The 17,084-nt window shown below is 72.5% G+C and carries 17 protein-coding genes; 9 read left to right on the forward strand and 8 right to left on the reverse strand.

Annotation, left to right across the window (positions count from 1 at the left end):
• Positions 1-3 precede the first annotated feature (3 nt).
• The 8 genes from ACFFXY_RS06255 to ACFFXY_RS06290 all read left to right on the forward strand — a co-directional run bounded on the left by ACFFXY_RS06255 (position 4) and on the right by ACFFXY_RS06290 (position 6,441).
• Positions 4-534 carry a hypothetical protein gene (locus tag ACFFXY_RS06255; RefSeq protein ID WP_382347121.1) on the forward strand — a complete coding sequence of 177 codons (531 nt, stop codon included), beginning with the start codon at positions 4-6 and terminating at the stop codon, positions 532-534.
• Positions 524-1,858, forward strand: coding sequence for a glycosyltransferase (locus ACFFXY_RS06260; protein ID WP_382347124.1), 1,335 nt, complete (start codon positions 524-526; stop codon positions 1,856-1,858). The genes ACFFXY_RS06255 and ACFFXY_RS06260 overlap by 11 nt, the downstream gene beginning before the upstream one ends.
• The gene (locus ACFFXY_RS06265; protein WP_382347127.1) at positions 1,855-2,475 is read left to right on the forward strand and encodes a hypothetical protein; all 621 of its coding nucleotides are present in this window, start codon (positions 1,855-1,857) and stop codon (positions 2,473-2,475) included. The genes ACFFXY_RS06260 and ACFFXY_RS06265 overlap by 4 nt, the downstream gene beginning before the upstream one ends.
• A 159-nt stretch (positions 2,476-2,634) precedes the next feature.
• Positions 2,635-3,555, forward strand: coding sequence for a proline dehydrogenase family protein (locus tag ACFFXY_RS06270; protein ID WP_382347129.1), 921 nt, complete (start codon positions 2,635-2,637; stop codon positions 3,553-3,555).
• Positions 3,556-3,688: 133 nt separating this feature from the next.
• A complete protein-coding gene (locus ACFFXY_RS06275; RefSeq protein ID WP_382347132.1) occupies positions 3,689-5,428 on the forward strand; it encodes a hypothetical protein in 1,740 nt (579 codons plus the stop codon).
• A gap of 203 nt (positions 5,429-5,631) precedes the next feature.
• Complete coding sequence (locus tag ACFFXY_RS06280) at positions 5,632-5,835, forward strand: helix-turn-helix domain-containing protein (RefSeq protein ID WP_091031906.1); 204 nt, start codon at positions 5,632-5,634, stop codon at positions 5,833-5,835.
• 145 nt (positions 5,836-5,980) lie between these two features.
• Positions 5,981-6,082, forward strand: coding sequence for a 30S ribosomal protein bS22 (locus ACFFXY_RS06285; RefSeq protein ID WP_081687713.1), 102 nt, complete (start codon positions 5,981-5,983; stop codon positions 6,080-6,082).
• 44 nt (positions 6,083-6,126) lie between these two features.
• Positions 6,127-6,441 (forward strand): DUF2516 family protein, encoded by a 315-nt coding sequence (locus ACFFXY_RS06290; protein WP_106364019.1) that lies wholly within the window; start codon positions 6,127-6,129, stop codon positions 6,439-6,441.
• Positions 6,442-6,536: 95 nt separating this feature from the next.
• Here the strand turns inward: ACFFXY_RS06290 and htpX are convergent, their stop codons facing one another.
• From htpX to ACFFXY_RS06320, 6 genes are all read right to left on the reverse strand, one after another.
• Entirely contained in the window at positions 6,537-7,400 is an 864-nt protein-coding gene (htpX, locus tag ACFFXY_RS06295) for a zinc metalloprotease HtpX (protein WP_382347137.1), read from the reverse strand.
• Positions 7,401-7,473: 73 nt separating this feature from the next.
• On the reverse strand, positions 7,474-8,865 hold the full coding sequence (locus tag ACFFXY_RS06300; RefSeq protein WP_417398520.1) for a proton-conducting transporter transmembrane domain-containing protein: 1,392 nt from the start codon (positions 8,863-8,865) through the stop codon (positions 7,474-7,476).
• Positions 8,862-10,622 (reverse strand): complex I subunit 4 family protein, encoded by a 1,761-nt coding sequence (locus tag ACFFXY_RS06305; RefSeq protein WP_382347143.1) that lies wholly within the window; start codon positions 10,620-10,622, stop codon positions 8,862-8,864. Before ACFFXY_RS06305 ends, ACFFXY_RS06300 begins: the two co-directional genes overlap by 4 nt.
• 85 nt (positions 10,623-10,707) lie before the next feature.
• Complete coding sequence (locus ACFFXY_RS06310) at positions 10,708-12,492, reverse strand: NADH-quinone oxidoreductase subunit 5 family protein (RefSeq protein ID WP_382347146.1); 1,785 nt, start codon at positions 12,490-12,492, stop codon at positions 10,708-10,710.
• The gene (nuoK, locus tag ACFFXY_RS06315) at positions 12,489-12,824 is read right to left on the reverse strand and encodes an NADH-quinone oxidoreductase subunit NuoK (RefSeq protein WP_382347149.1); all 336 of its coding nucleotides are present in this window, start codon (positions 12,822-12,824) and stop codon (positions 12,489-12,491) included. The genes ACFFXY_RS06310 and nuoK overlap by 4 nt, the downstream gene beginning before the upstream one ends.
• Positions 12,825-13,012: 188 nt before the next feature.
• Entirely contained in the window at positions 13,013-13,687 is a 675-nt protein-coding gene (locus ACFFXY_RS06320) for a TetR/AcrR family transcriptional regulator (protein WP_382347152.1), read from the reverse strand.
• A 106-nt stretch (positions 13,688-13,793) separates the two neighbouring features.
• Here ACFFXY_RS06320 and ACFFXY_RS06325 point away from each other — a divergent pair, with 106 nt between their 5' ends.
• The gene (locus tag ACFFXY_RS06325; RefSeq protein ID WP_382347155.1) at positions 13,794-14,510 is read left to right on the forward strand and encodes an NAD(P)-dependent oxidoreductase; all 717 of its coding nucleotides are present in this window, start codon (positions 13,794-13,796) and stop codon (positions 14,508-14,510) included.
• On the opposite strand, the gene mqnP is transcribed toward ACFFXY_RS06325, so the two are convergent.
• Together mqnP and ACFFXY_RS06335 are read right to left on the reverse strand one after the other, a co-directional pair.
• The gene (mqnP, locus tag ACFFXY_RS06330) at positions 14,507-15,391 is read right to left on the reverse strand and encodes a menaquinone biosynthesis prenyltransferase MqnP (protein ID WP_382347158.1); all 885 of its coding nucleotides are present in this window, start codon (positions 15,389-15,391) and stop codon (positions 14,507-14,509) included. The genes ACFFXY_RS06325 and mqnP overlap by 4 nt on opposite strands.
• A complete protein-coding gene (locus tag ACFFXY_RS06335) occupies positions 15,384-16,853 on the reverse strand; it encodes a menaquinone biosynthesis decarboxylase (RefSeq protein WP_382347161.1) in 1,470 nt (489 codons plus the stop codon). The genes mqnP and ACFFXY_RS06335 overlap by 8 nt, the downstream gene beginning before the upstream one ends.
• Positions 16,854-17,084 lie beyond the last annotated feature (231 nt).

The raw sequence follows: 17,084 nt of genomic DNA on the forward strand, positions 1-17,084 counted from the left end.
ATCGTGTTCGTAGCGCCCAAGAGCGCGTGGCGCCAGGCCCTCGCGGCCGAGTCGCGCGCCGCGGCCGACGCCGGGCACGAGGTGCGCGTCATCGCCGAGGAGTCCCCCGAGTGGGACGCGACCCCCCTCGACCCGCGCGTCGAGGCCCGCTGGACCGGGTCGAGCAAGGTGAGCGCCCCCGAGCCGAAGGCCACGGCGATCCTCCTGCGCAGGATCCCCCTCGGGGCTCTGCGGCTGGTCGGGCGGGGCCCGCTGCGCGGGCCCGCCGACGGGCTGTCGCGCTGGTGGCGGCGCACGGTCCTGGGTCCTTTGAAGAAGCGCCGCTGGCCCGAGACGAAGCGGCTGCGCGAGGCGCACCGGCGCGCGGCCGTGGCCGCCGCGGTCGCCGAAGCGGAGTTCGACTGGCTGGTCCTGCACGAGCCGCAGGCCGTGGAGCTGGGCGTCGACTGGCTGCCGCGGCTCCTCGACGAGCGCCCCGGACTCGTCACCACCTTCTCCTTCGAGCCCCGAGCGGAGGCCGCACGTGAGCGCTGAACGCCCGCGCCTGCTGTACCTGGCGTACTACTTCCCGCCCTCGCGCGCCAGCGGCGTCTTCCGCGCCCGCGCCACCGCGAACCACTTCGCGGAGCAGGGCTGGGACGTCACGGTGCTGCGCGCGCCCGACCGGTTCTTCTACGACATCGTCAAGTCCGTGGACGAGGCGCTCGTGGAGACGATCGACCCGCGCGTGGAGGTCCACCAGCCGCCGATGGACTTCTTCGCGTGGGAGAACGACCTGCGCGACTACTCCTTCTGGCGCGGGAACTTCCCCGTCCTCGCCCAGAAGCGGTACCAGCGGCGCCTGGACCGGACCTTCCCCGAGCACTACGTCACGTGGGCCGAGAGCGCCGTCAGGACCGGCCGCCGCCTCCACCGCGGCAACCCCTTCGACCTGGTGATCGCCACCGGGAACCCGTTCGCGTCGTTCTGGGCCGCCTGGGAGCTGGAGCGGCGCACGAAGGTCCCGTTCGTCATCGACTACCGCGACTCGTGGACGCTCGACCAGTTCGACAACTCGGACAAGTTCCCGCCCGGGCACGCCGCCTGGAAGTGGGAGGAGGCGGTCCACCGCACCGCGTCGGCGGCGGTCCACGTCAACGACGCCCTGCGGGCCTGGCACGCCGCCAAGTACCCGTTCGCGGCCGACCGCATGCAGGTCGTCCTCAACGGCTGGGACCCCGACATCATGGACGCCGAGGCCATCGCCTCGGCCCCCGACGAGGCCCGGCCGCTGTCGTTCGCGTTCATCGGGACCCTCACCCACGTGCAGCCGATCGGGTCGCTCCTGGAGGGCCACCGGATCATGGCCGAGTCCGGCGCCCACCCCGGCGCGGGCCTGGACCTGTACGGCCACATCGGGTTCTTCTCCTCCCAGGAGATGAAGCTCCGCGCCGAGCTGGGCCTGGACCGCGAGCGGCCCGGCGTGGCCTACCGCGGCCCCGTTCCCAAGTCCGAGATCGGCACCGCGTACGCCGCCAGCGACGTCCTCGTGTTCCTCAACGGCGGCTCCAAGTACGTCACGACCGGGAAGGTCTTCGAGTACATGGCGACCGGCAAGCCCATCGTCTCCGTCCACGAGAAGGGCTGCGCTGCCGAGGAGCTGCTGCGGGACTACCCGCTGTGGTTCGAGCCCGCGAGCCTCGACCCGGCCGACGTGGCCGCGTCGATGATCGAGGCCGGGGACGCCGCCCGCAAGGGCGACGCCGACACCGCGGCCCGCGCCCGCGCGTACGCCCGCTCCTTCACCAGGGAGGCGGCGCTCGCCCCGTTCGAGCAGTGGGCGCGCGAGCTCGTCGCCCGGAAGGCGGCGCGGCCGTGACGACGACCCCCGACCGCGTCCTCGTGGTGGCCTTCAGGAAGGCCGCCGTGCAGCGCGTCAACTCCTACCTCGACTACCTGCTCTCGCGCGGCGTGGCGGTCACCGTGCTCGTCGCCGACGGGCAGGGCTGGAAGCAGGCGCCGCGGTTCGACCCGCGCGCCGAGGTCCTCTCCATCGGCGACCGCGAGAACCGGCAGCCCTTCGTGTGGACGTACACGATGCTCGTCGAGCGCGGCCCCGGCGGGCTGCTGCGCCGCCTCGGGAACGCCCCCGGCCCCGTCGGCGGCGCCGGCCGCAGGCTCGGCCGCGTCCACGTCAAGGCCGTCCGCAAGATCCGCAAATGGTTCTTCTGGCGCGGCTACCAGGCCGTGCGCGGCCACAGCCTCCGCCGGATCGCCCTGCGCCGCCTGGAGGCGCTGCGCCTCGACGGCGTGCGCCGCGTCGTCATCGCCGACACCGCGGCCGTCCCCTTCGGGTGGACGCTCGCCCGCCGCCCCGGCCTCGACGTGACGCGCGCGATGGACGTGAGCGCCTTCGAGGCCCTCCCGGTCACCGACCCCGCCCCCGACCTGGACCGGGACCCCGCCGCAGCGGAGCGGCCGTACGCGCAGGTCTGACCCGGACCCCCGCGAGGCCACTGTGAACCGAGGCACCGCCACGACTGGGCCTTGGAAGAGGAGTGTTCCTTCCCTTCCAAGGCTTGGTTTCCAATGTTGCGGCACACGTGTTATGGCACCGTGACCTGATCCCGCATACCGGGAGGCTACGCTGCACACATGATGCGTTCTGTCATCCTCGCCGCCGCCAGGTCCTCGAAGATCGAGCGCCTCGTCGGCACCGCGCCCGTGTCCCGGTCGCTCGTGCGCCGCTACGTCGCGGGCGAGACGACGGCCGAGGCGGTCGCCACCACCCGCGCCCTCGCCGCCGACGGGCTCCTCGTGACCCTCGACTACCTCGGCGAGGACACCGTCGTCGTCGAACAGGCCGACGCCACCCGCGACGAGTACCTCAGCCTCCTCGCCGCCCTCAAGGGCGAAGGGCTCTCCAAGGCCGCCGAGGTCTCCGTCAAGCTCTCCGCGCTCGGCCAGCGCCTCGACGCCGAACTCGCCTACGACCGCGCCCGCGAGATCTGCACCGCCGCCGCCGACGCCGGGACCACCGTCACCGTCGACATGGAGGACCACACGGTCACCGACTCCACCCTGGAGATCGTGCAGCGCCTCCGCGAGGAGTTCACCCTCACCGGCGCCGTCCTCCAGGCGTACCTGCGCCGCACCGAGGACGACTGCAAGGCCCACGCCGTCGCCGACTCCCGCATCCGCCTCTGCAAGGGCGCCTACAAGGAGCCCGAGTCCGTCGCCTACCAGCGCAGCCTCGACGTCGACCGCTCCTACGTGCGGTGCATCAACGCCCTCATGGCCGGGGACGGCTACCCGATGCTCGCCACCCACGACCCCCGGCTCATCGAGATCGGCATCGACCGCGCCCGCTGGTACGACCGCGACAAGGACTCCTTCGAGTTCCAGATGCTCTACGGCATCCGCTCCTCCGAGCAGCTCCGCCTCGCCGCCGAGGGCTACCGGATGCGCGTCTACGTCCCCTACGGCGACCAGTGGTACGGGTACCTCATGCGCCGCATGGCCGAGCGCCCCGCGAACCTCGCCGTGTTCCTCCGCTCACTGTGGACCAAGTCTTAGAGGATTCCCATCCGGGCCGGCGCGGCGGGTGCCGCACCGGCCCGGGTGAGCTGCGCCGCGACCCGTGGACGCCCAGCGCACACCCCGCATTCGCGGCTCGCGCGACTAGCGAACGGCGACTACAGTTGCGAACGTGACTCAAGCCCCCGAGGACTTCCCCCCGGCCTCCCCCGAGCAGCCCGCCGCCGAACCCGCGGCGGCGAACCCGCCCGGGCCCGCGCCGCTCGTGCCCGGACAGCGCAGCGCCTCCGACGCGCCGCGCCCCGTCCTGCCGCAGGCCGAAGGCGACCTCGGAATCCCCCAGGCCGCGCCCATGCCGCCCATGATCGAACCCACGCAGCCGCCCTCGGCGCTCCCGGTCGACATGGCCGCCCCCGGCATGATGCCCCCCGGCGCCCCCGGCATGGCGCCGCCGGGAGCCGTCCCGCCCGGCTACGGGCACCCTGGGCAGATGCCACCCGGACAGCTCCCACCCGGCCCCATCCCCGTCAGCGCCATGCCCCCCTGGCCCGGCGGCCCCGCCGGCTACTACGCGCCCCGCCCCGAACCCCGGCGCAACCGCCTCGCCACCATCCTCGTCGTCGTCGCCCTCGTGGCCTCCTCGGTCTTCGCCGGCGCCCTCGTCAACGGCTGGCGCCCCGGCTTCGCCGACAACCCCACCGGCACCATCGACGGCCTCGCCGTCGAACCCGGCGAAGGCACCGTCCCCAGCCCCGGCCCCGACGCCTCCGCGTCCGAGATCCTCGCCTACCTGCGCGAACAGGCCCAGCTCGTCCTCGACGCCCAGGCCGAGTCGCTCCTCAACCGCAGCATCGACGGCTGGCTCGCCGCCTACGACCCGACCCTGCACACCCAGATGACCGGCCGGTACGAGTCGCTCACCTCCATGCAGGTCTCCCGCTTCGACTACCAGATCGCGTCCGGCCCCATCGAGGACGCCTCCGGCGCCGTCCCTCTCTACGACATCTCCATCGCCCTCTCCTACTGCTTCGTCGAGCCCGCCGAGACCTGCAAGGCCGCCGACATCGTCTTCGACACGCGCTGGCGCGCCGACGACGACGGCATGCGCATGATCGAGGTCCAGAACTCCGAGTTCGGCCAGGGCCCGCACCCGTGGGAGGTCACCGACCTCGTCGCCGCCGTCGGCGAGCGCACCGTCACCGCCGTGCCCGCCTCCATGGAGGCCCGCCTCGACGAGGCGCTCGCGGTCTCCGAGGCCGCCGCCGAGAACGCCGACCAGTGGGCGTACTGGGAGAAACCCGACCGGTACGTCATCTACATCGCCTCCGACGAGGAGTTCGACACCTGGTTCGGCGGCATGTGGGACTCCGAGGACGTCCTCGGCTTCGCCCTGCCGCTCAACGGCACCAACGACGGCGAGCGCCAGCCGTCCACGTACGCCACCGTCATGGGCGTCGACCGCACCGGCTGGGGCGAGGGCCTCACCTCGGTCATCCGCCACGAGCTCGGCCACGCCGTGACCCTGTGGGCCGCGCCCTCGGAGCGGTACGCCGACGACACCTGGTGGATGGTCGAGGGCGTCGCCGAGTACATCGACCACGGCGACCGGGCCCTTGAGGACTACGACCGCATGTGGGACGTCCGCGACTACGTCGCCCAGGGCGGCTGCGCGGCCGACATCCTCCCGCCCGACGAGGACGACGACACGCTCGCGGGCTCGGGCAAGTACGGCTGCGGGTTCCTCGGCGTCCACTACATGATCGAGACCTACGGGGTCGACGCGTTCGCCGAGTTCTTCGGGCTGACCGCGCGCGAGGGCACCCCGGCGGTCGACGCCGCGCAGACCGTCTACGGCAAGGACTACGCCGCGCTGATGGAGGAGATTACGGCGTTCATTGCCCAGACCGTGTGAGATCGGGTGTTGCCGGGTGGCGCGGACTGCCGTAACATGAGCAACATCCCAATCTAAAGACATCAACGTCACGCTTCGTGACGACCGACTTGTTTCGGTTCATAGGGCATTCGCGTCCACCGCACCTCTAACACATCACACAACCCCACGTCCTTGCACAGGCAATAGTGCTCGCAACAGCCCTCGACAGAACGGTGAGACACATGAGCGAACCCGGGGACCTCCTCGACGAGGTCAAGTTCTTGACGGTGACGGAAGTGGCCGAGTTGATGCGCGTCTCGAAGATGACGGTGTACCGGCTCGTCCACAACGGTGAGATCGCGGCGGTGCGGGTGGGGCGCTCCTTCCGCGTCCCCGAGAGCGCCGTGAAGACCTACCTCTCCGAGGCCCTCCAGACGGACGAGTGACCCTGCTCGGCCAGTCCCGGCCCCGCCACGCGCGAGCTGTGACGGGGCCTTCGCTCGAACTCGCCCGGCGAGGGGGCCGCCGGGAGGACGGGCTAGGCTGGTCGGGCTCTAACTATCGTCTAGTCAACACCTGTGAGGAAGCTCTATGGGCTCGGTCATCAAGAAGCGGCGCAAGCGCATGGCGAAGAAGAAGCACCGCAAGCTGCTCCGCAAGACCCGCGTTCAGCGTCGCAAGCTCGGCAAGTAACCGAGGCGACCGGCTTCCGAGCGCCTGCGGGTAGGCTGGGCCACATGCCAGAGTTCGATGCCGTGTTCGCCTTCGATGTCCGGGGCGTGATCTCGCAGATCATCGGATACGGAGCCGCGCTCCTGTCCCTGATCGCCGTCATCCACTGCGCAGTGCAGAAGCCCGAGGCGTTCAACGCCGTCGGCACCCTCTCGAAGGGCACCTGGCTCGGGCTCCTCGTCGTGAGCCTGGTGCTGGCGCTCCTCTTCGGCGGCTACGGCCGGCTCAACCTGTTCGCGCTCGTCGCCATCGCGGCGGCACTGGTGTACCTCCTGGACGTGCGCACAGGCATCAAAGACATCGGCGGCAGCACCTACTAAGGTGCGAACCTCGCGCCGGAGCGAACTGACTCGCGGAAAGCCGCGCCAGCACTGCGCTGGCGCGGCTTTCAGTGTGCCCGTTCCTTGACCGACGACTAGCGGTCGACGACGCCGCGGGCCATCGCCCGCAGCCGCGCGACGCGCTGCGCCGTCGGCGGGTGGGTCGAGAACAGGCTCGCCAGGCCGCCGCCGCGCAGCGGCGACTCGATCATCAGGTGCGACTGCTCCGCGATCCGGCTGTCCGCCCGCGCGGGCATCCGGTCGACACCCGCGGAGATCTTCTCCAGCGCGCTCGCGAGCGCCAGCGGGTCGCCGGTGAGGCGCGCGCCGTCGGCGTCGGCCTCGTACTCGCGCGAACGCGAGACGGCCATCTGGATCATCCCGGCCGCGACGGGGCCGAGGATCATGGTCAGCAGCAGCACGATCGGGTTCGGCCGGTCCTCGTCGGAGGAGCCGAACGGCAGGAAGATCGCGAGGTTCGCGATCATCGTGATGATCGAGGCGAGCGCGCCCGCGACCGAGGAGATGAGGATGTCGCGGTTGTACACGTGCGACAGCTCGTGGCCGATGACGGCCCGCAGCTCGGCGGGCGTCAGCAGGCGCACGATCCCCTCGGTGACCGCGACCGCCGCGTGCTGCGGGTTGCGGCCCGTGGCGAACGCGTTCGGCTGCATGGTCGGGGACACGTAGAGCCGCGGCATCGGCTGCCCGGCGCGCTGCGAGAGCTCCCGGACCGTCGCGTACAGCTGCGGGGCCTGCGCCTCGGACACGGGCCGGGCCCGCATCGCGCGCAGGGCGATCTTGTCGGAGTTGAAGTAGGCGTAGGCGTTCATGCCCACCGCGATCACTGCGGCGATGAGGACGCCCGTGGAGCCGCCGAAGGCGTAGCCGATGGCGATGACGATCGCCGACATCGCGCCGAGCAGCACCGCCGTCTTGAGGCCGTTGTGGTGCTTCATGCTGGTTGGTTTCCCTCCTGGTGGGAAAAGCAACATCCTGGTTACTGCCAGTATTTCTGTGCGAACTGGGAATTCACCGTGAAACGGACGTGAAGTCCAACACGAGCTGCGGGGCGAGCGACACCGCGGCGAGGGCGAGGCCCGCGACCGCGAGCGCCACGGCGTACCGCCGCGGGACCGGCCCCGACCTGCCGGTGAGCACCGCGCGCGCCAGCGGCAGGTAGTACGCGAGCCCCACGACCGCCCCGGCCGCGACCACCACGGCCAGCCACACCGCCGACGACGCGAGCACCTCCAGGACCGCGACCTTCGCGACCGTGCCCGCGAGCGCGGGCGGCAGCCCGGCCAGGCCGACCACCGCGAACAGGAACACCGAGGCGGGCAGCGGCGCGGCCTTCCACAGGCCGGCGAGGTCGGCGACCGCGCCGCCGTCCTCGGCGCGCACGGCCGTGAGGGCCGCGAAGACCCCGGCCTCCAGGAGCACGAAGAACACCGCGTACGCGAACGCGGCCGACGCGGCGGCGCCCGCGTGCCCGCGCCCCTCGGCGGTTGCGATGACCGCGAGGGGCGCGAGCGCGTACCCGGCGTGGGCGATCCCCGACCAGGCGAGGAGCGGCACGGTGCGGCGCTGCGCGAGCGCCCCGAGGTTCCCGACCGCGATCGAGGCGACGGCGAGCACGGCGACGACGACCCCGGCGCTCGCCACGTGCGGCAGCCCGAACGCGACGACCCAGACGATCGCGACGGCGCCGCCGAGTTTCGAGGCGCTCGCGAGGTAGGCGGCGACGGGGAGCGGGGCGCGTTCGAGGACGAGCGGCGCCCAGGCGTGGAGCGGGGCGGCGGCGAGCTTGAACGCGAGCCCGGCGAGGAGGAGCGCGGTCCCGGCGGCGGTGAGGCCCGCGTGGGCGCCGCCCGCGGCGGCCGCGAGCCCTTCGAGGTGGACGGTCCCGGTGGCGGCGTAGAGGAGCGCGGCGCCCATGAGCGCGGTCGCGGAGGAGGTCACGGAGGCGATGAGGAAGGTCGTCCCGGCTTCGGCGCCGTCGCGGCCGGGGCGGGCGACGAGGACGTACAGCGGGAGCGTGAGGGTCTCGACGGCGACGACGAGGGTGACCAGGTCGCGGGCCCCGGCGAGCGCGACGCCGCCCGCGGCGGAGGCGGTGAGGAGGAACCAGTACTCGCCGGGCCGCCTGCCGCTGACGGCGGCCACGAGGACGGCGAGCGCGGCGAAGAGGGCGGCGGCGCCCATGGCGGCGTCGTCGGCGACGTAGGAGTGCCACTGGCCGACGGCGAACGTCGCCCGGTCGGGCCCGGCGCCGATCCACACGGCCGCCGCGGCCGTCAGGCCGAGCCCGGTCATGGCGGCGGCCTTGGCGAGCCGGCCCGCGAACAGCGCCGCGACGGCGGCGGCCGCGGCGAGGTAGAGCGGCAGCATCGCGGCGTGGTCGATCGCTTGGGCGCGCATCAGAGGAGGCCCTCCGAGAAGAGGGTCAGGAGCGGGCCGGGGACGAGCCCGAGGAGGAGCGTCCCGGCGACGAGCGGGGACCAGACGGCGGCTTCGGCGGCGGAGACGTCCCCGATGCCGAAGGCCGCGGGCGCTATGGGGCCGTGGCTGACGTGCTTGAGCATCCGCAGCAGGTAGGCGGCGGCGAGGAACGCGCCGAACGCGGCGGCCGCGGCGAGGAGGAGCCAGGCGCCGCCGCGTTCGGCCGCGGCGTACACGGTGAACGCCTCGCCCCAGAACCCGGCGAGGCCGGGCAGGCCGAGGGAGGCGAGGGCGGCGAACCCGAGGAGCCCGGCGAGCGCGGGCGCGGCGAGGCGCACGCCGCCGAGGGCGGTGAGGCTGCCGGTGTGGGTGCGGGCCTTGAGGGCTCCGGCGAGGAAGAACAGGAGGGGGGTGACGAGGCCGTGCGCGAGGTTCCCGAACAGGGCGGCGCGGACGCCCGCTTCGGTCCCGGCGGCGAACGCGAGGACCACGAATCCCATGTGGCCCACCGAGGAGTAGGCGATGAGGCGCTTGATCTCGGGCAGGCGCAGGCACACCAGGCCCGCGACGAGGATGCCGAGCGCGGCGAGCACGGCGAGCACGGGCGCGGCCTCGGCCGCGCCCGCGGGGGCGAGGCCCCCGGCGACGCGGATGAGGCCGTAGGTGCCGAGCTTGAGGAGGACCCCGGCGAGGAGCACGGACCCGACGGTGGGCGCGGCGGTGTGCGCGTCGGGGAGCCACGAGTGCAGCGGCCACAAGGGAGCCTTGACGGCGAACCCGATCGCGAGGAGCGAGAACACGAGCAGGGAGACGTCTCCGCTGACGCCGCCCGCGGCGATGATCGCGCCGAGGTCCGCGGTCCCGGTGTCCGCCACGGCGACGAACAGGCCGGTCGCCATGAGCAGCGACCCGGCGATGGTGAACAGCGCGAACTTCGCGGCGGCCCGCCGCCGCGTGGCCGGGTCGCCGAACCGGTGCACGATCGCCCACATCGGCAGGAGCACCGCTTCGAACGCGATGAAGAACAGGACGAGGTTGTCCGCGAGGAAGACGAGGGTCGAGGCGGCTTGCACGGCCAGCAGCAGCGCGGTCAGCACGGGCGACTGCCACCCGTCCTGCTCCTCGCCGCCCGCCCCGGCTCCGGCGGGCACGCCGTGCACCGGCGCCGCCGCCAGGGGAGGCCCCCCGGTTTCAACGCTACCCGCACCATCCTGAAGGGAACCTGAAGCACCCGAGGCGACCTGAAGGTGGCCTGAAGTCGCCGGGCTCGCCGCGCGCACCCCGAGCACCGGCCCCCCGCCGCCGGGGGACCCCCCGTTTTCAACGCTACCTGCGGGTTCCTGAAGGGGAGCTGAAGCGGGCTGAAGGGAGGCTGAAGCGGTCGCGTGGTCGGCGCCGTAGAGGTCGGCGGCGCGCTGCTCCGCGCCGACGGCGTTGTGGAGGCAGCACAGGACGCCGAGGAGCGCGGTGAGGAGGGCGAGGGTCCAGGAGACGCCGTCGACCGCGAGAGAAAACTCCAGGTGCAGCGAAGGGGCCCAGGGGATCGCGAGCCGGTGCCACCAGGTCGCGCCGTCCCCGGCGATGAGCGCGCCGGTGTCGCGCCCGACCGGCAGCAGCGCCACCGCCGCGAATGCGAGCGCGGCGGCCCCGGCCCCGATCCAGTGCGCGTACGGCTTGCGCCGCAGCGCCCAGACCGCGAGCGCCCCGAGGGCGGGCAGCGCCGCCGCCAGTACCAGCATCGCGTTCATCCGCCTGCCCCGATCCGGCGCGGTGCCGCCGCGCGGCTCCCGCGCGTCCGCGCTCCGGGCCGCTTCGGCGTCGCGGTCAGTTCCACAGGCTCACCCCGATCGCAACCGCTGCGACCACGAGGGTCCCGGCGGCGCTCAGGCGCAGGTACCGCACCAGGCCGCCGCGGTGGCCCGCCGCCGTGCTCTCGGCAGCGGCGAGGGTCGCGCGTGCCGAGCCTTCGACGGCGGCGCCGTCGACCAGGCGCACGTCGAGGGCCGCCGCGGCGGCGCTGAGCGCCGCCGCCGCGCCGCGGGTCGCCTTGGACGCCAGGCGCTCCGCGTACAGGCCCTCGGCGAGCGCGCTTCGCGCGCGGCCGAGCACACGCGCCGGGTCGCGGTCGGGGACCGGTTCGCGGGCGCGGCCGTCGCGCCACCAGGAGTCGGCGACCACGGCGATGCCGCCGAGCGTGGCGAGCAGCAGCAGCGCCATGAGGTCCCCGTGGAGCGCGGGCACCTCGAACGGCCCAGCGTAGTAGAGGGCACCGACAAGCACCGTGGCCGCGGTGAGCGCCCACAGGCTGAACGACTCGGCGCGCGGCACCGCGGGCATCGCCGCGGGCCCGGGGCCGCGCCAGAACAGGAGGAGCCACAGCCGCGTCGCGTACGCCGCGGTCAGGATGCTCGCGCCGACCCCCGCCCAGAACACGACGACCCCGGCCGGGGTCCCGGCCTCGTAGGCCGCGCCGAGCACGGTCTCCTTCGAGAAGAACCCGCCCAGCGGCGGCAGCCCCGCCATCGTCGCGAGGCCGATCGTCATGGCCCAGAACGCGAGCCGCGAATCGCCCGGCCGCAGCCGCGTCGCCCGCAGCGAACCGTCCGTGCCCGCCAGGGCGATCACGACGCCCGCGGTGAGGAACAGCAGGCCCTTGAACGCCGCGTGCGCCACCAGGTGGAACAGCGCCGCATCGCCCGCCGCGACCGCCACGGCCGCGAACATGAACCCGACCTGCGAGACCGTCGACCACGCGAGCACGCCCTTGACGTCCCGCGCCGCCAGCGCGCACAGCCCCGCGCCGACCATCGTCACGGCCGCGACGACCGCGACGGCGAGCAGCAGGTCCGCGGGCCAGGCCGGGAGGAGCCGGGTCAGCACGTACGCGCCCGCCGCGACCATCGTCGCGGCGTGGATGAGCGCCGACACCGGGGTGGGCCCGGCCATGGCCGGGGGGAGCCAGATCTGGAGGGGGAACTGGGCCGATTTCCCGATGCAGCCGAACAGGATCAGGAGCATCGCGAGCGCCGGGGCGTCGTGGATCTCGCCGATGCGGAAGGTGCCCGAGGAGACGCCGAGGACCATGACGCCGAGGACGAACGCCACGTCGCCGAAGCGGGTCACCAGGAACGCCTTCGCGGCGGCGCCCGGCGCCTGCGGGAGCTTCGCGTAGTGGGCGATGAGCAGGTACGAGCAGGCGCCCATGACCTCCCATCCGATGAGGAGGAGCACGAGGTCGTCGGCGGCGACGACGAGGAGCATCGCGGCGCAGAAGAGGTTCACCTGCGCGGCGAAGGGCGCGTAGCGGGGGTCGTCGCGCAGGTACGCGGCCGAGTAGAGCTGCACGAGGAGCGAGACGAACCCGGTGGCGAGCGCGACGGCGCACGCGCCGAGGGAGAGGTCGAGCGCGGCGGTCGCCGTGACGGTGCCGAAGTCGGCGAGCACATAGGACGCCTGCGGGTTCGCGAAGGAGACGGCGGCGGCGCAGGCCAGCGCGGCCCCGGGGCCCGCGTAGGCGAGGACCACCGCGAGGTCCCTGCGGCGCACCAGGAGTCCGGCGAGTCCTGCGGCGGCGGGAACGGCGATGAGGAGCCAGGCGAGGGCGGTCACCGGGGCACCCGCCGGTCCGCGGCGCCCCGCTCGTCGGGGGATTCCCCGGGGAGGCCGTCGGTGTCGATGGAGGCGCGTTCGCGCCACAGGTTGAGGACGAGCGCGAGGCCGACGCCGACTTCGGCGGCGGCGATGACCACGATGAACAGGGCGAAGCTCTGCCCGGTGTGGGAGCGGACGACGAGGTCGGTGGTGACGAGGACGAGGTGGACGCCGCCGAGCATGAGTTCGGCGGCGGCGAGCTGGAGGACGGCGTTGCGCCGCGTGAGGACGCCGTAGAGGCCGATGGCGAAGAGGCCCACGGCGATCAGGTACCCGATCAGCGGATGCACTCGGTCCTCCCGGCGGGGAGGGGATCGGTCGATCGGGGCCACATGGCCCCATCTTGGACCACGCGGGTCGTGAAAGTCCAGACCCGGGGCCGTGTCGATCCGGCCGGACCGCGGGGGCGCGGGCCCGGCCCGCCCCCCGGTCACCACCGGCCCCACGGTCCACGCGGGACCGGCGGTGCCGCGGCGCGTCACCAGTCGGGGCGGCGGCGCTCCAGCCCGTCGAGGATGAGGTCGAGGCCGATCGCGAACTCGTCGGCGTAGGCGTAGCCGGGCCGCATGGCGTGGTCGACGGCGATCTCCACGAGGTGGGGGAAGCGGTCGGCGGCCTGGGCCATCATGGTCTCGGTGAGGGCCTGCATGTCGTCGCCGCCCGCGGAGTCGAAGGGGAGGGCGGCCTCCTGGACGGCGAAGCCGTACACGTAGCTGTCGAGGAGCGAGATGGAGTGGGCCGCACCGGCGACGGAGAAGCCGTCGGCGCGCAGGCATCCGAGGACCGCGTCGTGGTGGCGGAGGGTCGCGGGGCCCGCGTTGAGCCGGGAGTCCATGAGGCCGACGGCCCAGGGGTGGCGGCCGAGGGCCGCGCGCATCGACGCGGCGCGGCGGCGCATGCCCTCGCGCCAGGGCTCGCCCTTCTCGGGGAGGTCGACTTCGGCGAACACGAGGTCGACCATGCCGTCGAGGAGTTCGTCCTTGTTCTTGAAGTGGTGGTAGAGGGCCATGGCGCGCACGCCGAGGCGTTCGGCGAGCTTGCGGGTGCTGGGGACCTCCCCGCCGGCGGCGTCGGCCATGCCGACGGCGGCGCGCAGGACCTTCTCCCTGGTCAGCGTGCCGCGGGCGGTGCCGTTGGCGGGTTCGTCGGTCACGTGGCGCTCCTATCCGTCCGCCGTACTGTACACCGTAAGGTTTTCCTGTACAGTGTAAAGGAGGAAGTACCCTTCAGCAGCTCACTCTTCACTCCAGGAGCACCTCATGGAACCCATCCCGCAGACCGGCGTCGGCAAGAAGGTCTGCATCGTCGGCGCCTCCGGCAAGCTCGGCCGATACATGGTGCGGCACGCGCTCGACCGCGGCTACGAGGTCGTCGGCGTCTGCCGCGAGAAGAGCGTCCACAAACTGGACGAGTTCGCCGGGCGGATCACCGTCCACGGCGCCCGCACCGACGACCGCGCCGCTATCGAGCGCGCCGTGGACGGCTGCGACGCCGTCCTCTCCGTCCTCGTCCCCTGGGGCGTCCACGACTACGCCTCGGGCACGGCCAAGGCCGTCATGGACTTCGCGGAGCCCGGTGCGCGCCTGGTCTTCTCGTGCGGCTGGCACATCAGCCGCGACGGCGAGGACAAGTACAAGCGGGGCATCAAGGCCGCCGTCGCCTTCGCCAAGCTCATGAAGATCACGCGCCTCGTCGACATCGCCGACCAGTACCGGGCCACCGACATGATCTTCAACAGCGACACCCGCTGGACCGTCGTGCGCGGCTCCGACCTCGAAGAGGGCGAGAGCCAGGGCCTCCCGGTCTGGAGCCGCCACGTCGGCGACCCGGTCCTGGAGAGCAACCTGACCCGCCGCACCGACTTCGCGCTGTTCATGGTCGCCGCGATCGAGGACGAATCGCTCGTGCGCGAGGCGCCCGCCATCAACGGCCGCCTCACACCCTCAGCGCTCGCCCACGCGGCCGAAGCCGCCTAGCGCAGCAGCAGGTCCGCCAGCGCGAACGCGAACAGCGCCACGGCCACGAAGCCGTTGGCGGTGAAGAAGGCCCGGTTGACCTTCGACAGGTCGCCGGGCCGCACGATCGAGTGCTCGTAGACGAGCGCGGCCGAGACGAGCGCGAGCCCGATCCAGTACAGGAGCCCGAAGCCGGTGAGCAGCCCGAACCACGCGAACAGGCCCACGGTGACCACGTGCGCGACAGAGGAGGCGTGGAGCGCGGCCCTGACGCCCCAGCGGGCCGGGGTCGAGCGGACGCCGATCTCTCGGTCGATCTCCGCGTCCTGGCACGCGTAGATCAGGTCGAACGCGCCGATCCACAGGCCCACGGCCGCCCCGAGGACGATCGCCGGGCCCGAGCCCGCGAACGTCCCGGTGACGGCCAGCCAGGCGCCCACGGGGGCGACCATCTGCGCGAGGCCGAGGACCGCGTGCGGGTAGTCGGTGAACCGCTTCGCGTACGGGTAGACGATGAGCGGCGCCACGGCCAGGGGGCTCAGGTAGAGGCACAGCGGGTTGAGCGCGGCCGCCGAGGCGAGCAGCACGACGAGGCTGACGGCGCACCCGGTGTACGCGGTCTTCAGCGAGACCTTGCCGGTGACGAGCTCGCGCTGGGCCGTGCGGGGGTTCCGGGCGTCGATCTTGCGGTCGATGATCCGGTTGGCGGCCATGGCGAGGGTGCGGGCGGCGACCATCGCGAGGGTGACCAGGACCAGGTCCCACCAGGAGAACGCGTCCTCCAGGCGCATGACGGTGAGCGTCGAGAGGTACGCGAAGGGCAGCGCGAACACCGAGTGCTCGAAGGCGACGAGCTTCAGGAAGTCCTTGACCGGATTTTTTCTGGGCAGTGTCTCAGTCAATTTTGTATTCTTTCCAGCGTCGGTCCACGGTGGCCTTCACGGACGCGCTCATGCGCATCGCCTCCGGCCAGCCGCGCGTGTAGCCCTCCTCGGGCCACTTCGCGGTCGCGTCGATCCCGGCCTTGCCGCCCCAGAACTGGTGGTAGGAGGCGTGGTCGAGGTGGTCCACCGGGCCCTCGGTGAGCAGCAGGTCCCGCGAGTAGTCCACGTTCCCCAGTGCGCGCCAGGCGACCTCGCGGTAGTCGTGCACGTCGCAGTCGGCGTCCACCACGACGATGAGCTTCGTCAGGCTCATCATCTGGAGGCCCCAGATCGCGCTCATGACCTTCTGCGCCTGCTTCGGGAACTTTTTGTCGATCGAGACGATCACGCAGTTGTGGAACACCCCCGCGGCGGGCATGTCGTAGTCCACGATCTCCGGGATCATGATCTTGACCAGCGGCAGGAACGTCCGCTCCGTCGCCTTCCCCAGCCCGTGGTCCTCCTGGGGCGGGGCCGAGGTGATGATCGTGTGGTAGACCGGGTTCCGGCGCATCGTCATCGTCTCGACGTGCATCACCGGGAACGGCTCCACCGGCGTGTAGAACCCCGTGTGGTCCCCGAAGGGCCCCTCCGGCATCCGCTCGCCCGGCTCGGCCCAGCCCTCCAGGACGATCTGCGCGTTCGCCGGGACCTGGAGCGGCACGCTCAGGCAGTCGGCCATCTCGACGCGCTCGCCCCGCAGGAACCCCGCGAACAGGTACTCGTCGATGTCCGGGGGGAGCGGCGCGGTCGCCGCGTACGCCATCACCGGGTCCGCGCCGATCGCGATCGCCACCGGGAGGCGCTCGCCGCGCTTCTCGGCCTCGGCGTAGTGGGACGTCGAGTTCTTGTGGATCTGCCAGTGCAGGCCGATCGTCCGCTCGTCGTGCTGCTGGAGCCGGTACAGGCCCACGTTCCGCTTCCCGGTCTCCGGGTGCTTGGTGTGGGTGAGCCCGAAGTTGTGGAAGACCCCGCCGTCGCCGGGCCACACCTGGAGGCCCGGGAGGATGTTCAGGTCGACGTCCTCGCCGGTGAAGACGACCTCCTGGCACGGGGCCTTCTTCACGCGCTTGGGCGGCACCGACTTGAGCTGCATGAGCTTCCCGAGGCCGTCGCGGATGCCCGCCCAGCCGACGGGCAGCTCGGGCTTGGCGAGCTCGCCGATGCGCTGGCCGATCTCGTCGAGGTCGCCGACGCCGAGGGCCTTCGCGGTGCGCTCGGTGGTCCCGAACAGGTTGATCGCGAGGGGGATGTCGCTGCCCGCGGGCCGCTCGAACAGGAGGGCGGGACCGCCGTCGCGGACCACCCGCTGCACGATCTCGGAGATCTCCAGGTGGGGGTCGACCTCGGCCGTGATCCGCTTCAGGTCGCCGTCGGCTTCGAGGGCGGCCAGGAACGACTGGAGGTCGTCGTAAGGGAACTTGGGTGCCACGGAGCCCATTCAACCACCCGGGACGGTGGGCGTCCGGCGAGGCCGATGCGGAGTGAACACGGTCCTTCGCGCGGAGTTCACGGGACCGTCGCACCCCGGCGGTACGATTCCCTGTGATCTACTTAACGATACGGTACCGTATCGTTTCGGAATGCCGTAGAGTTCTGGGCAACACCAGGCCGCGCCCTGCGAAGCCCCAGGCTCACGAGCACGCGCCGCCCGCGCCCGGGAAGTCACGAT

Source organism: Glycomyces mayteni, assembly GCF_042428885.1.
In the GTDB taxonomy this organism is placed as follows: domain Bacteria; phylum Actinomycetota; class Actinomycetes; order Mycobacteriales; family Micromonosporaceae; genus Glycomyces; species Glycomyces mayteni.

Excerpts from the sequence above, each read along its gene's own strand:
- ACFFXY_RS06270 (WP_382347129.1), top strand. The coding sequence starts at position 2,635 with ATGATGCGTTCTGTCATCCTCGCCGCCGCCAGGTCCTCGAAGATCGAG.
- ACFFXY_RS06280 (WP_091031906.1), top strand. The coding sequence starts at position 5,632 with ATGAGCGAACCCGGGGACCTCCTCGACGAGGTCAAGTTCTTGACGGTG.
- ACFFXY_RS06285 (WP_081687713.1), top strand. The coding sequence starts at position 5,981 with ATGGGCTCGGTCATCAAGAAGCGGCGCAAGCGCATGGCGAAGAAGAAG.
- ACFFXY_RS06290 (WP_106364019.1), top strand. The coding sequence starts at position 6,127 with ATGCCAGAGTTCGATGCCGTGTTCGCCTTCGATGTCCGGGGCGTGATC.
- htpX (WP_382347137.1), bottom strand. The coding sequence starts at position 7,400 with ATGAAGCACCACAACGGCCTCAAGACGGCGGTGCTGCTCGGCGCGATG.
- ACFFXY_RS06305 (WP_382347143.1), bottom strand. The coding sequence starts at position 10,622 with ATGCTGGTACTGGCGGCGGCGCTGCCCGCCCTCGGGGCGCTCGCGGTC.
- ACFFXY_RS06325 (WP_382347155.1), top strand. The coding sequence starts at position 13,794 with ATGGAACCCATCCCGCAGACCGGCGTCGGCAAGAAGGTCTGCATCGTC.
- ACFFXY_RS06335 (WP_382347161.1), bottom strand. The coding sequence starts at position 16,853 with ATGGGCTCCGTGGCACCCAAGTTCCCTTACGACGACCTCCAGTCGTTC.